General features: G+C 41.6%; 13 protein-coding genes. 8 read left to right on the top strand and 5 right to left on the bottom strand.

Annotated elements, in window-relative coordinates:
• Window positions 1-446: 446 nt before the first annotated feature.
• A complete protein-coding gene (gmhB, locus tag L2730_RS14375) occupies window positions 447-1007 on the bottom strand; it encodes a D-glycero-beta-D-manno-heptose 1,7-bisphosphate 7-phosphatase (protein ID WP_248975225.1) in 561 nt (186 codons plus the stop codon).
• Window positions 1008-1135: 128 nt separating this feature from the next.
• Between gmhB and L2730_RS14370 the strand changes: the two genes are divergently transcribed.
• Window positions 1136-2452 carry an aminopeptidase P N-terminal domain-containing protein gene (locus tag L2730_RS14370; RefSeq protein ID WP_248975224.1) on the top strand — a complete coding sequence of 439 codons (1317 nt, stop codon included), beginning with the start codon at window positions 1136-1138 and terminating at the stop codon, window positions 2450-2452.
• A 365-nt stretch (window positions 2453-2817) separates the two neighbouring features.
• On the opposite strand, the gene L2730_RS14365 is transcribed toward L2730_RS14370, so the two are convergent.
• From L2730_RS14365 to L2730_RS14355, 3 genes are all read right to left on the bottom strand, one after another.
• Window positions 2818-3000 carry a hypothetical protein gene (locus L2730_RS14365; RefSeq protein ID WP_248975223.1) on the bottom strand — a complete coding sequence of 61 codons (183 nt, stop codon included), beginning with the start codon at window positions 2998-3000 and terminating at the stop codon, window positions 2818-2820.
• A gap of 188 nt (window positions 3001-3188) precedes the next feature.
• On the bottom strand, window positions 3189-4463 hold the full coding sequence (locus tag L2730_RS14360; RefSeq protein ID WP_248975222.1) for an NAD(P)/FAD-dependent oxidoreductase: 1275 nt from the start codon (window positions 4461-4463) through the stop codon (window positions 3189-3191).
• 24 nt (window positions 4464-4487) lie between these two features.
• On the bottom strand, window positions 4488-5528 hold the full coding sequence (locus L2730_RS14355) for a proline racemase family protein (RefSeq protein ID WP_248975221.1): 1041 nt from the start codon (window positions 5526-5528) through the stop codon (window positions 4488-4490).
• 167 nt (window positions 5529-5695) lie between these two features.
• On the opposite strand from L2730_RS14355, the gene L2730_RS14350 reads away from it, so the two are divergent.
• From L2730_RS14350 to L2730_RS14330, 5 genes are all read left to right on the top strand, one after another.
• A complete protein-coding gene (locus L2730_RS14350) occupies window positions 5696-6091 on the top strand; it encodes a dihydrodipicolinate synthase family protein (protein ID WP_248975220.1) in 396 nt (131 codons plus the stop codon).
• A gap of 77 nt (window positions 6092-6168) precedes the next feature.
• The gene (locus L2730_RS14345) at window positions 6169-7170 is read left to right on the top strand and encodes a 4-hydroxyproline epimerase (protein ID WP_248975219.1); all 1002 of its coding nucleotides are present in this window, start codon (window positions 6169-6171) and stop codon (window positions 7168-7170) included.
• Between the two features lie 41 nt (window positions 7171-7211).
• Window positions 7212-8777 (top strand): aldehyde dehydrogenase (NADP(+)), encoded by a 1566-nt coding sequence (locus L2730_RS14340; protein WP_248975218.1) that lies wholly within the window; start codon window positions 7212-7214, stop codon window positions 8775-8777.
• Window positions 8778-8884: 107 nt separating this feature from the next.
• On the top strand, window positions 8885-9556 hold the full coding sequence (locus L2730_RS14335; protein ID WP_248975217.1) for a GntR family transcriptional regulator: 672 nt from the start codon (window positions 8885-8887) through the stop codon (window positions 9554-9556).
• Window positions 9557-9654: 98 nt separating this feature from the next.
• Window positions 9655-10719 carry a ketoacyl-ACP synthase III gene (locus L2730_RS14330; protein ID WP_248975216.1) on the top strand — a complete coding sequence of 355 codons (1065 nt, stop codon included), beginning with the start codon at window positions 9655-9657 and terminating at the stop codon, window positions 10717-10719.
• Window positions 10720-10776: 57 nt separating this feature from the next.
• Here the strand turns inward: L2730_RS14330 and L2730_RS14325 are convergent, their stop codons facing one another.
• A complete protein-coding gene (locus L2730_RS14325) occupies window positions 10777-11355 on the bottom strand; it encodes a lecithin retinol acyltransferase family protein (RefSeq protein WP_248975215.1) in 579 nt (192 codons plus the stop codon).
• A 277-nt stretch (window positions 11356-11632) separates the two neighbouring features.
• On the opposite strand from L2730_RS14325, the gene L2730_RS14320 reads away from it, so the two are divergent.
• Together L2730_RS14320 and L2730_RS14315 are read left to right on the top strand one after the other, a co-directional pair.
• Window positions 11633-12166, top strand: a complete 534-nt coding sequence (locus L2730_RS14320; RefSeq protein WP_248975214.1) for a heme NO-binding domain-containing protein — start codon at window positions 11633-11635, stop codon at window positions 12164-12166.
• A 22-nt stretch (window positions 12167-12188) separates the two neighbouring features.
• A complete protein-coding gene (locus tag L2730_RS14315; RefSeq protein ID WP_248975213.1) occupies window positions 12189-13937 on the top strand; it encodes an ATP-binding protein in 1749 nt (582 codons plus the stop codon).
• Window positions 13938-13965: the final 28 nt, after the last annotated feature.

The raw sequence follows: 13965 nt of genomic DNA, 5'->3' as shown, positions 1-13965 counted from the left end.
GCGGCGTCAAGCGCTTATTTTAAGAAGTTTTTCAAGCGATGATTTCTTAACCACTCTCGTGAAAAGAAGCATTACCCGAAGCCCTTAAAGCGTTTGTCACCTGAATCAAATCCCCGAAGGTTTTTAACTCTCTAACACCGCTGCAAGTCCCGTGCTATCTAACCTTGCGGTAAGTTAGTTGGCCTGCTGTGCCGTGTCAGTGGATGCGCATTATAGGCAAATCCTGACAGAGCACAAGGGGCTAAATGAGAAAAAATGAAATAAAATGGTTAAGCGGACAATTCTCAAACGATACGCACAAAAAAGGGGCTAAAAGCCCCTTTAAACTGCCATTTTCGCGAATTCTCTATCTCAAAAATCTAGTCACTACAACAAAACATCGCCAAAATGGACAGTTTGGTGTTATACCTTTATATACTTAGCTAAATAACAAATCAGGCTACATGCTATTTACTTGCCTCAGTCGCTAAATAGGCGGGGAGGTCTGCCACCGAGTCGAGTACCACTGTTGCTGCAGCAATAGCTTCATCTGTAACAGATTTACCAGTGCGTACCAACACGCGAGTCGGAATACCAGCCGCTTTGGCGGCCAACATGTCATCACGTTTATCACCAACCATAACAGACTGGCCTAAATCAATTTTCAGGAACTCAGCAGCAGTTAGCATCATTCCAGGTTTAGGTTTACGGCAATCACAATCAATCTTGTACTCCCCCACTCCCTTTTCTGCATGGTGAGGACAGTAATAAATACCGTCTAGCTCTACACCTTTATCAGCAAAATTCCAATCCATCCATTCTGTTAATGTATGAAAATGCTCCTCAGTGTACATACCCCGGGCTATACCTGATTGATTGGTCACAACAGCAAGAAGGTAGCCTGCTTTCTTTAATGAGAGACAAGCCTCGAAAACGCCATCGACATATTCAAAATCATCGACCTGATGTACATAGCCATGATCTATATTAATAACGCCATCTCTGTCTAAAAAAACTGCTCGTTTCACAATTCTATCTCTCTACTCATTGATGCCGCTATTATTCCATTCATTAGAAACAATTGCACCGTGAACTTGCTATAAAAACAGTAATGCAGTGTAATAAATAAAATATACAATAGTAAGAGGTGAAGAAAGTGGTTATAGATATCTATCAACAAAGGCGAGTAGCACTACTTAATCAATTACCCGAAAACAGTTTAGTGTTGCTTGCGGGCTACCAGCAAAAAGTGCGCAGTAAAAATATTAAGTATCACTTCAGGCAAGACAATAATTTCTTGTATTTAACCGGTTTTGATGAACCCGACGCCATTGCGCTGCTAATTAAAAATAAAACAACCTCTTTTCATCTTTTTCTGAGACCCAAAGATAGAGATCAAGAGGTCAATTTTGGCACTCGCGCTGGTATTAGCGGTGCAATTGAACACTACAATGCTGACCATGCTTATCCTGTTAGTGAGTTTACCACTGAACTGTTATGCCTAATGGATGGCATCAGTAATCTTTATATTTGTGACGAAAATAACCGATTCTCTTCTGAGATCCTTAGCTGGGCTAATCATCATAGGCATAATGGTTCTTTTGATACTCCTAAACAGTTTGTTGCAATAAAACAACTCGTTGAAGTACTACACCCGCATAGATTAATTAAATCGGAAGAGGAGATAAATAACATTCGTCTTGCAGTTGCAGGGTCAACCTACGCGCACAAAAAAGTAATGCAAGCTTGCAGTCCTGGGATCAATGAACGCGAACTCTCGGCATTGTTTAACTTCAGTATTGCCAAAAAAGGCTGCAGCGATGTGGCCTATCCTAATATAGTTGCGTCAGGTAATAATGCTTGCTGTTTACACTACGAAGAAAATTGTTGTGAGTTAGAAGATGGACAGATGCTCTTGATTGATGCAGGCGCTGAATATCAATACTACGCCTCTGACATTACCCGCAGTTATCCTGTTAACGGCAAATTCAGCAAGGAACAAAAAGCAATTTATCAGATAGTGTTAAACGCACTAGACTGCGCTATCGAGATAATTAGGCCGGGGCTTTCGTGGAACTCTATTCATGAGACTTGCATGAAGGTTATGGCTATCGGGCTCAAAGAGCTTGGACTTCTAACGGGATCAATCGAGCACATTATGACAACAGAAAGCTATAAACGCTTTACGGTTCATAAGACGGGGCACTGGTTGGGGATGGATGTACACGATGTCGGTCCCTATCATGATACTGCAGGCAATTGGCACCAACTTGTAAATGGTATGGTGTTTACTATCGAGCCAGGAATTTATATCCCTCTAGATGCAATAGATATCCCAGAGGGTTATCGTGGTATGGGTATTCGCATTGAAGATGACATATTAGTAACCGATAGCAGTTTTGAGAATTTGTCTAAAGATATACCAAGAACAGTTGATGAAATTGAAGCTTTTATGGCCAAGCCGGAAGTATAAGTCGTTATTAATATCAACCAGTATAAGAAGTTGCTCCACTTTGAGTGTTTTTAGCGAAATAATTCAAAGCAGACTCATCCATAGTGAGTAATGACATAATGGTTATCCCGTTACGAGTTTGTTCAACGATAAAGTACCAAGCTAAAAACATTTCTAACAAACGAATTTTAGCGGTTCTGATGCCGCATCAACAATACTAGAACGAGAGCAACCATACACTTCAAGTACTTACGCAAGAACTGGTAAACTATAGCAAAGTATTCGAATCTTAATGCTGACTGGTATAGCATTACAAGCCAAACGAATGTTGGCTTGTTTTTCTATCATCAATTAAATTTCAAACACTTGCTTTGCCGTTTTTATGACTACCAACTATTTGGGTTAATCAGATCTGCCGCAGTGCCACCACCGAGCGCATAAAAAAGTGAAAAAAAGATCCAGATAATTCCAAGACCCAAAATGAAGTTTACGATTGTCATCAGGTCATCGAGTAAAATCCAGGGGTTTTCAAGCACACTTTTAAAGTAATCAAATAGTTTATTTATCACTGTTTCTCTATCTACAACTTACGTATTGCGTACCCAAATTTTAATATGCCTATTTAGAGATAGATAGCAATTGGCTCACTAACTGAATACTTTACGCACCGCTTAGTAACCAATTGCCTATTAATGTATCAACACTTATAAATAAAAAACTTCAAGGAATATAGAAGCTGCCTCTATATTAATCTCCATCAATAAAATCTATCTATTCTATAAGGTTGCAAGTCAATATTTGCTTGTTCACCAACCACCTCTTGAGCCAACAACTTCGCGGTCAAAGCTGACCATGTTAACCCTAAATGCTGATGACCAAATGAAAAGAATACATTCGACTGATTAACACTGCGCCCCACGATAGGCAAACTATCAGGTAGAGAGGGCCTAAATCCCATCCAGCGTTCACCGTCGGTAACCGTTGCACTTTCAAACAAGGTTGGCAGTAGTGCTTTCCCATGAGCGAACAAACAATCAGCTCTTGCAGGAACTAGAGGTGCCTTTAACCCGCCAAACTCAACCATTCCCGCCAGACGAGTTCCATCAGTCATAGGTGTAATAATAAACTTACGGTTATAGGAAGCTACAGGACGCGAGAGCGTGCTTATTTGCGGCATCATTAAATGATAACCTCGCTCTGATTCTAATGGAACTGAGTAACCTAACTGTTTAGCAAAAGGTTTTGACCAAGCACCAGCAGCAATAACTAGCCTTTCGATTTGGTGACTTGTTCCTGTCGCCATATCCAACTGTATTGTCGAACTGTTTTTTGCAACAGCAACTTTGACCAGTTCTTCAGTAACAAGCCTCCCGCCTAACTCGTTAAATTTTGACTCAAGGGCCTTACACAAACGATAAGGATCACTGGTGTGTCCAACCTGAGTGAAATACAAAGCATGAGTAATCGACAAGCTTAAAGAAGGCTCAAGTTTTCTAACTTGATTTCCATCGAGTAACTGCACTGCAACACCGGCATTGGCATATACCGATAGTTCTTTTCGCACTTCATCTATGGGAGTCTCTTCAAAAACAAGCAAACTGCCGTTAAGGGTCAATAACTGTTCGCAATCACAAAAGCTAACTAACTCCTTCATCGCGGCAATAGAACTTTGATTAAGTGCTGTGATAGCCTGTGTATTTTTAGCGCGGCGCCTTGGTAACATATTGGTCAAAAACCGCATGAACCATGGCAACGCTTTAACAAAGTATCTAGGCTGGATCCTAAAAGGCCCTAAAGGGTCCATCAACATTCCCGGTATTTTAGGAAGAATAGTGGGATCTGCTAATGGAAAGACTTGCTCAGTAGCAAAGTGCCCCGCATTCCCCTTCGATGCCCCTAACCCTGCTCCTTCTTTATCTATAATAGTGACATCAAATCCTTTTCGTTGAAGCTCAATTGCTGCAGCGAGCCCTACAATCCCCGCACCAACTATAGTAATCGTTGCACGATGCTCATCGTCATATTCTTTCATTGTTAATTCCTTAACAGTCGCCGTTTAGCGCAACATAAATCCATTTTGAAACACATCATCTGGGTCAATAAAGAACTGATGCTTCCCTGTAATAAATGATCTTCCTGATATTTCAGGAACCACAGCATGCTTGCCAAAATAAAGAGACTTAGCGGTAGCGCTGACAACCATTCTTCCGTCGACAATACTTTCAATCATCAATTCGTCGTTCAGCTCAACCTCTCCTTTTGCATGCAGTAATGCAATCCTTCCTGCTACACCGGTTCCAGTGGGCGAACGATCTACCTCTCCATCAGCAAAAATACACACATGACGCGAGTGCGCTTCCTTATTGGTTACTTTCTTAGATGTGAAAATTGTTCCATACAGAAAACTGAGATCCTCCTCAACCGGGTGATTAAGTGGATGAGCATCTATAACAGCGTGCTTTATACGCCTTCCAATATCTATTAATTGCGCCACATTATCATGTGAACAACTGATGCCATGATCGTCAGCATCAACATAGGCGTAATATGCACCACCAAAACCTATGTCATAGCGTACTAACCCAAAGCCATCGACCATTACCTCACAGTCTTTTGCTTCAGCCCATGAATCAACATTTTTAAAGCTAGCGAGAATTTTACCTTCAAAATTGCGATAAGCTGTTGCTGTGATTAACCCCGCTGGCGAGTCAATTTTTATCACTCGAGGAAGATCCTCGAGCATTATGCTACCTGTTTCACACATCACTTTTACAAGCGCTAAAATGCCATGGCCACACATAGAGCTATAGCCTTCATTGTGTAAAAATAAAACACCAAAATCGGCTCCATCTGTCACAGGTTCAGTCACCAATGCACCATACATATCTGCATGCCCCCGTGGCTCATGCATGAGCAATTTACGATAAACATCCCAGTTTTCAGCAACAAATTTGCGTTTTTCTAAAATAGTTTCACCTTTTATTTCAGGGTAGCCAGAGGTAATAATTCGCAGCGGCTCACCTTCTGTATGTGCATCTATCGTTTTGAACGCTCTATAAGTGCCTGCCAGCGCTGGACTGATATCAATTTCGGTCATTTTTAGTTTTCCCTTCATTCTTTTTGCATATTGTATACAACTTATTCGAGGTGAGTTAGTGACTCTAATTCACGATTTAGGGTCTTTTATTTTTCACTCTCGCGTATACAATATCCCACAATCAAGCGGGATTTCAAACGTAAAAATGTCGTAATCAAGGCCTAAATATGAAAGTGAATTGGCAAGGTGTTTTCCCAGCCATCTCAACTCAATTTAATGAAGGTGCTACTATCAATTACGAGTCAAATGCTCGCATGTTGGAAGAGCTAATAAGAGATGGAATTGACGGAATTGTTGCGCTAGGTACCATTGGAGAAAATGCTTCTCTAGGCCCTGAAGAAAAACATAATTTTATTAAACATACCGTTGAAACGTTTAAAGGTCGTATATTAGTACTGAGTGGTTGTACCGAAAATACTACGGAACAAATACTTGGTCGTGGTAGCGAAAATGTCCATATGCCTCGCTTACCTTTAATCGGTGAAGAATGGACTTACGTTGAGCAAGTGATCGCTCAAGCACTAGAGACCCGCATTGATCCAGATAAATACAACATCGACTAAATCAAAGTCATATCTCCAAGCGCTGACCCCTTATTCAACAAGCTCAGCACACTAACTATAAAAATGGAGCGATATACATGCTGAAAGGCACTTACTTTTGCATTGATGCACATACTTGCGGCAACCCAGTAAGGCTGGTGACCAGTGGTCACCCCAACCTAATCGGTGACACTATGAGCGAGAAAAGACAACATTTTCTTCGCGAATATGATTGGATCCGCAAGGGGCTGATGTTTGAGCCTAGAGGCCACGACATGATGTCAGGTGCCTTCCTCTACCCACCATGTTCAGATAATGCTGACGCATCGATTCTATTTATTGAAACAAGCGGCTGCTTGCCAATGTGCGGTCATGGCACCATAGGGACTATCACTGCAGCCATAGAATCTGGATTATTAACAGCGAAAACACCAGGGAAGCTCATCATTGATGTACCCGCAGGTCAAATCAAAATTGATTATCAAGAAACGGCCAACAAAATAGATTGGGTGAAAATTTATAATGTCCCAGCCTATCTCGCCCATCAAGACGTAATACTAGATATTCCCGGCTTAGGCACACTAAAGGTGGATGTCTCATACGGTGGTAATTACTATGTGATTGTTGATCCACAAGATAATTTTCCAGGATTACGTCATTGGACGGCTGCAGATATTTTACGCTGGAGTCCAATAGTTAGACAGGTCGCTCATGAACAGCTCACCTGTATTCACCCAAATGACCCTACAGTAAGTGGCGTTACCCACGTACTTTGGACGGGCGAAACTATCACTTCCGGTTCCGATGGTGCTAACGCAGTATTTTACGGTGATAAAGCAATAGATCGCTCTCCATGCGGAACAGGAACCAGCGCGAGGCTTGCACAACTTTATGCGAAAGGGCTTTTGCAAGCGGGCGATGAGTATACCCATGAAAGCATTATCGGTAGTCAATTTGTAGGACGGATAGAAGAAGCCGCACAAGTCGGTGAGTTCTCAGGGATTATGCCAAGCATTAAAGGCTGGGCTAGGATAACAGGCAACAATGCCATCACCATTGATGATGATGACCCATACGCTTTCGGCTTTCAGGTCGTGTAACTAACCACTAAATTATTGAGCATGCATGCTCAGGAGTAGATATGACAGATTTAACAAGCGTTACTATTAATGGCCAACATTTTATCAATGGCAAGTGGACTAACGAAGCATTGCAATTTAATAGTATGAACCCTGTGCTAAATGAATCCACACAGTGGCAATTCGCTTCCGCTAATACAAACAATATTGAAGCTGCAGTGAGTGCTGCAAAGCAAGCATTTTTATCTTATAGACGCACCACTGATGAGCAACGCGCTGACTTCCTAGATGCAATAGCCGAAGAGATCCAAGCTGATATAGCGGCCATAACAGAAACGGCTCATATTGAAACTGGCTTACCTATGCCACGTTTACAAGGTGAAACTGGTCGAACATGTGGGCAACTTAAATTATTTGCCAGCACGCTACGCTCACCAATCAACAATGTACTGATTGATCTTGCTAACCCTGAAAGACAACCTTTGCCAAAGCCAGATACTCGCTTAGGCACTTTACCCGTAGGGCCAGTAGCCGTTTTTGGAGCATCCAATTTCCCGCTAGCATTTTCAACTGCCGGTGGCGATACAGCTTCTGCACTAGCAGCAGGTTGCAGTGTAGTCGTAAAGGGCCACCCAGCACACGCAGCGACCAGTGAACTAGTGACCCGCGCAATTGCTCGCGCAGTTAGTCGTTGCAATATGCCTACAGGCGTTTTTAACCTTATTCAGGCGACAGAACCTCAAGCTTCAACTCAACTTGTAAACCATAACGCAATAAAAGCGGTTGGCTTTACAGGCTCTTTGAAAGTCGGTCGTATTTTAGCTGACATTTGCGCAGCTAGAGCTGAACCTATTCCTTTTTATGGCGAGCTAGGATCTATTAACCCTCAATTTTTACTCGGTGAGCTGTTAACAGAACAGGCAGAAAGTTTGGCCATAACTCAAGTGCAGTCGATGATGATGGGACACGGTCAGTTCTGTACCAGCCCTGGTGTTGTTGTAGCGGTAAAAGGGGAAGCACTGAATCGCTACCTTGCCACCATGGCTGAAAAAATTGCGTTAGAATCCGCTGCGAGCATGCTAACCGCAGGCATTGCAGCAACTTACCAATCACAGGTAAACGCACTGTTTAGCAACCCATCTGTTTCACTGCTTTCTCAAGGAAAAGCTTCACAATCTAACCACTTTACACGACCAGCAGCAGTAACAATCGAAGCTGAAGATTATCTAGCTTCTCAAACGCTGCAACAGGAAGTATTTGGTCCATTCGCTGTGATTGTGGCTTGTAATGATTTAGCTCAGATGGAGCTGATTGCTGAGCAGATGGAAGGTCAATTAACCGCTTCGATTCATGGCCTAGAATCTGAACTCACTGAAAACACGCAATTGATTGAGTCGGTGTCATTCAATGTTGGTCGCTTGATTTTCAATCAAATGCCAACAGGGGTTGAAGTTTGTCACTCAATGAACCATGGCGGTCCCTACCCTGCCAGCACTGATAGTCGCACGACATCAGTAGGCACCCAGGCAATGCTCCGTTTTGTGCGTCCTTTATGCATCCAAAACATGCCTGTAGCATTGTTGCCTGAAAAGTTAAAAGAGGGGCAATCAAACATAACCATCTGCTAAACATTTCAAATTATGTACAGGGAAACAAGTTGTTTCCCTTTCATTATACTTATTTAAGCGGTAATCTAAGAAAATCGTCTTGAACAACTAACAAAAAAACAGGATATATGAGCAGAATAACTCCTATCGTTCATAAAACACGCACTCAAGTTGTTGTCGAAGTATTGAGGGAAAAAATCCTATCCGGAGAAATTGCAGCAGGCATGCCATTACGCCAAAGCGCCCTTGCCGACGAAATGAATGTGAGCAGGATCCCCGTACGAGAGGCACTACTGCAATTAGAAGCTGAAGGGTTAGTTAAGTTTGAAGCCCATAAAGGGGCGACAGCAACCACTTTATCAGCAGTTCAAGTTACTGAGCTATTTGATTTACGAGCACTGATTGAAACCGATCTATTAGCTAAATCAATTCCTCATATGACTGAAGATGACTTCACTGAAGCTGAAGCCATTTTAGATTCTCTCGATGTCGCTTTTAAAGATAAAGACCAGATTGAAAGCTGGAGTGGGTTGAACTCACAATTCCATATTTGTTTATACCGAGCAGCTGACAAACCTCATACGATTGATGTCGTCAATGGTCTTAATACCAACTGTGACAGATATGTTCGACTAGAGCTTTATTTGGCTAGCGGGATCCCTAAAGCCCAAAAAGACCACAGAGAATTGCTAGAACTCTGTAAGCAAGGTGATGTTGATAACGCAGTTAAACTTTTACGTGCCCACATCCTTCAGGCCGCTGACGCAATTAGAGATTTAGTTGCTCAACAAGAGGGGTAGCTCACTGTTGAGTGTGACAAGACTTGTTAAGCTTTACTAATACTGATTGACAAGGCAGACCTCAGGTTCTGCCTTTTTATTTTTGAGAGAATACCGAAATGCAGTACGCAACAATTACAGGATGGGGCAAATGTGTACCTCCTGCAACTTTGACCAACCATGATCTCGCTACCTTTATCGAGACTTCCGATGAGTGGATTAAACCTCGTACAGGTATAAGCCAGCGTCATATTAGTCATGTCAATACATCAGAGCTAGCATCAGTTGCCGCTCAACGAGCACTTGCAGCTGCCGGTATTGAAGGTAGCGATCTAGATATGATTATTCTAGCAACTGCTACGCCAGATACTTTAATCCCGAATATTGCATCGACGGTACAAGCAAACATAGGTGCTAGTTGCGCCGCATTTGATATCAATGCTGCATGCAGTGGCTTTCTTTATGGCATTGGACTAGGTAGCTCACAAATCAAGAGTGGCCAGTGCAAAAAAGTCTTAGTCATTGGCGCAGAAAGATTATCATTTTTCTTAGATTGGTCTCGCCGAGAAACTGCAGTTTTATTCGGCGATGGAGCTGGCGCAGTTGTTCTTGAAGCTACTGACGAAGCCATCGGTGTTCTAGGTTATGAGCTTAATAATGACCCAGCTGGTCGTGATATTCTCAAAGCTGGCTTTGGTACTGCAATGGACAGATTCGAAGCATCCTCGCTCGACTTTTACATCGAGTTTAATGGCCAAGAGATCTTTAAGCGAGCCATTGCGGGTATGGGGAAACTGAGCACTAAAGTCATTGAAAAGTGTGGCATTGACAAAGACGATATCGATTGGGTTATTCCGCATCAAGCTAACGAGCGCATCATTGATACGTTAATTAGTCGCATGAAAATTCCAAAAGAAAAGGCCGTGGTTAATATAGCCAATTATGGCAATACCTCTGCAGCAACGATTCCTATCGCTATTTGTGATGCTTTGGAACAAGGTAAAATCCAACCTAATCAAACGATTTTATCGTGTGCGTTTGGTGCTGGTTTAACCTCTGCAGCCGCTTTGATTAAGTGGGGCGACAGAGTCACGCCGATCAAAGTCAGTGATGCGGAGCTACCACCTTGTGATAAAACAGGTATTGAACTAGTCAGCAAAGCTGTGAAGCATTTTTGTAAGTAGCTTTAGCTGCTAGTCAAAGATCAAAAAACACCGACCTTTTGAGTCGGTGTTTTTGTATCAAATAATTGCTTCATCCCAATAGATAGCTTCTTTAAAATAGATACCAATTTCGTTATTGAGTTTGCTAAAACGAGATAAAGATTTTTCTTCGCCCGTAAGGCAATAGCAAACAAACCGATGGCAATTATTATCGAGTAAATCGTATTCTCGATAGCTAAATATCGCGTCCTTAGCCCTCTCTAATACATTAGTGCCAACCAATGGTTGGTGGAGGTGGTTACATGCTTGATAAACTCTACTGCCGCTTCTTCCTGCAAGAAACCGTTCAATTGAAATCGCGCGGACTAATCCACTTCCGTGAAGTTCGACTAAAGTATCGTCACCAAGCCAAATACCGGTATGCTCAATCACCCCAAATACAAAACAACAAATAATAGCACCAGGCTCTAACGCGACTTTTTTATCGCCTGTATGCCAAAGGCTAGGAGCAAGTTCTGCACTGTCACCATGAGTATAAGCAGACTTAGCCTTGCCCTGAATACGCTTACTGGCAATATCCTTTTGATTTTTCCGCTCCTCAGCAACCAAAGCGGCACCTATTGCAGCTGCACCTAACCATATCAAGGGTAATGCCATACCGTTTCCTCTAGCTAAAATAAATCTAATACTCTGTAAGCTATACAACAATTCTAGTCAGCAGAAGTCAAAAAGTGTAACCAAAACTTGCTTATTACTGATTGCTGTAACCAATTTAGTTTCGACTATTAGAATTGCAATTACTTTATCCAAAACTAAAACAGAAGAATATTTAAACTAAGATGTAAATTTAATAGATGCTTAGACATACAGAAGCATTGAATATAATCAATTAATACACTACTTTAATAAGAAGCAGTCCAGTGAGGAGATATCTATGAAGGGAATCATTTTTGCAGAGTTTTTGGAATTGGTGGAAGACTCTTTTGGTTTAGAGATTTGTCAAAAGATGCTCGATGACAATCAAAATGACGGGGTTTATACCAGTGTTGGCACTTATGATCACAACGATTTGATTAAGCTCATTGTGAGTTTGAGTAAGCTCACAGGTGTATCGATAGAAGATCTGCAAGAGATCTACGGTAAATCGGTTTTTATCACACTATTCAATAGTATGCCTGGTCTTGAGGGCAAGTCTGATTCAACCTTCAGTTTTATTAAAAGTGTTGAAGAGTACATCCATATTGAAGTAAAAAAACTCTACCAAAACGCTAATCCACCGACATTTAATTTTATTTCTGCGACCGAGAGCCAGTTAGTCATGGATTACGTTTCAGCACGCTGTATGTCTCACGTCTGTTTAGGTTTAATTCAAGGCTGCGCAGAGCATTTCAATGAAAAAGTAGAGATTATCATGGAGCCGCTTGTTAAAGACAGTTCTGAAGTGCGCTTTACCATCACGCATGTATAGCCAGTAGGTCAACAAATATTCTATGCCGAGTGAAGAGATCCAATCACTAACCGAAAAAATAGAGCTATTAAACCGAAAAATAGCCCGCGAAAAAGCTGCCAAAAAAGCGGCAGAAGCCTTATTGGAAGAAAAAAGTCGAGAACTATACACAGCTAAGCAACTGGTTGAAGATTCCTTAGTAAATATTAAAGAGGAGTCAAAGCAAGGTATAGCCCTACTTCACTTTAAAACCTACTTAGAATCCACTTTGCTTGATTACAATCAGTTGCTGTTGCAGAAGCCTATTTCAAATATATTACTGCAACGGTTACTCGATGATCTCATTGGTATTGAAAATATTAAAGCCAGTCGTATTAGATTTAAATCCCCTAAAAAGGAAGAGCAATTCGACACCTTTACCGCCGGTGACAAGTCGCTAATTCAGCCAATTTCAACGGCCAATGAATTGTTGTGCTGGTCGGAAGACAATCAACAAATCAAACTATTAATAAAAGCTTCAACCAGTGTTTTAGGTAGTTTAACTCTGGTCCTTGATTCTCCTATTTCATGGCAAAATACCATTGAAAAACAGCTACTACTATTTTGCGACATGATTAGCGCAGCTCAGCGACGGCAAGAATTACTCGAAAACACCATCAAGGAAAAGTTAAGGGCTGAATCCTCAGAGCAATCGACCCGTGATTTTGTCGCTATGATTAACCACGAATTAAGAACCCCACTTAACGGCTTACTGGGCTCAGCAGAGCTTATGCTTGATACTAAGCTATCTAGTTATCAACAGCAGCTTCTCAACACCATGCATCAATCAGGAGAACTTTTAAGAGTCATCATCAATGACCTATTAGATCTTAGTAAGATGAGTGCAGGTATGCTACAAATCGTAGAGGTTGATTTTTCGCCAGTTAAACTGTGCCAGATGATTTTTGATATTTTTAAACAACGTACAGAAGAGTCTGGCCTTAAATTTACTTTTAATGTTCAGCAAAATATTCCTCAAATTTTGCTAGGCGATCCAGATAGGATCAAACAAATCCTGGTTAACCTTATCGGCAACGCTCTTAAGTTTACCCAAGAAGGTGAAATCACAGTCAATATCAGCTGGGAGCAAGAAAAGCTTCATTTTACGGTGCAAGATACAGGATGTGGGATCCCAGAAGATAAAGTCGCCACTTTATTTGACCCTTTTACTCAAGTCAATAATTCTAGCAACCGCTCCTTCGAAGGTACTGGACTCGGCCTTGCGATTTGTAAACAGTTGATTGATGAGATGAATGGCGCAATCTCCTTAACCTCAGTGCTTAACAAAGGAAGCTGCTTTAAAGTTGTCCTGCCATTAAATAGCTCGCAGAAAATAGCTTTAGATATTGAACGGCCTCAAGCAGATTACCCCATTGAAAACCTAAAAATCCTTGTCGTGGAGGATAGCAAAGTTAACCAAATGCTGATTGAGATGATTTTAGCCAAATTTGGAATAACGCCCACAATAGCTAACGACGGCCAGGAAGCTATCGACTATTTAGCCGTCAATAATGTTGATATTGTATTTATGGATTGCAGAATGCCTGTCGTCGATGGTTTTAAGGCGACGAGTTTACTGCGTGAAAAGGGCTATACAAAACCCATTATTGCATTAACAGCTAGTACCACTTCTGTCGAAACTGAACAATGTTACCAATGCGGTATGGATGAAATAATTAACAAGCCATACCAGCAAGATGATATTAGGACTGCATTGATAAAATGGGGACAACAACTTGATAGCACCCGTTAGCCATTACTTTCTTTACCAACATCTCCAT

Source organism: Shewanella kaireitica (genome assembly GCF_023284045.1).
GTDB classification, from domain to species: Bacteria; Pseudomonadota; Gammaproteobacteria; order Enterobacterales; family Shewanellaceae; genus Shewanella; species Shewanella kaireitica.
This window is presented reverse-complemented; position numbering and strand designations above follow the sequence as displayed.

Bases quoted from the DNA above. Each gene is read 5' to 3' on its own strand.
- L2730_RS14360 (WP_248975222.1), bottom strand. From the start codon at position 4,463: ATGAAAGAATATGACGATGAGCATCGTGCAACGATTACTATAGTTGGT.
- L2730_RS14355 (WP_248975221.1), bottom strand. From the start codon at position 5,528: ATGACCGAAATTGATATCAGTCCAGCGCTGGCAGGCACTTATAGAGCG.
- L2730_RS14350 (WP_248975220.1), top strand. From the start codon at position 5,696: ATGAAAGTGAATTGGCAAGGTGTTTTCCCAGCCATCTCAACTCAATTT.
- L2730_RS14345 (WP_248975219.1), top strand. From the start codon at position 6,169: ATGCTGAAAGGCACTTACTTTTGCATTGATGCACATACTTGCGGCAAC.
- L2730_RS14340 (WP_248975218.1), top strand. From the start codon at position 7,212: ATGACAGATTTAACAAGCGTTACTATTAATGGCCAACATTTTATCAAT.
- L2730_RS14335 (WP_248975217.1), top strand. From the start codon at position 8,885: ATGAGCAGAATAACTCCTATCGTTCATAAAACACGCACTCAAGTTGTT.
- L2730_RS14330 (WP_248975216.1), top strand. From the start codon at position 9,655: ATGCAGTACGCAACAATTACAGGATGGGGCAAATGTGTACCTCCTGCA.
- L2730_RS14325 (WP_248975215.1), bottom strand. From the start codon at position 11,355: ATGGCATTACCCTTGATATGGTTAGGTGCAGCTGCAATAGGTGCCGCT.
- L2730_RS14320 (WP_248975214.1), top strand. From the start codon at position 11,633: ATGAAGGGAATCATTTTTGCAGAGTTTTTGGAATTGGTGGAAGACTCT.
- L2730_RS14315 (WP_248975213.1), top strand. From the start codon at position 12,189: ATGCCGAGTGAAGAGATCCAATCACTAACCGAAAAAATAGAGCTATTA.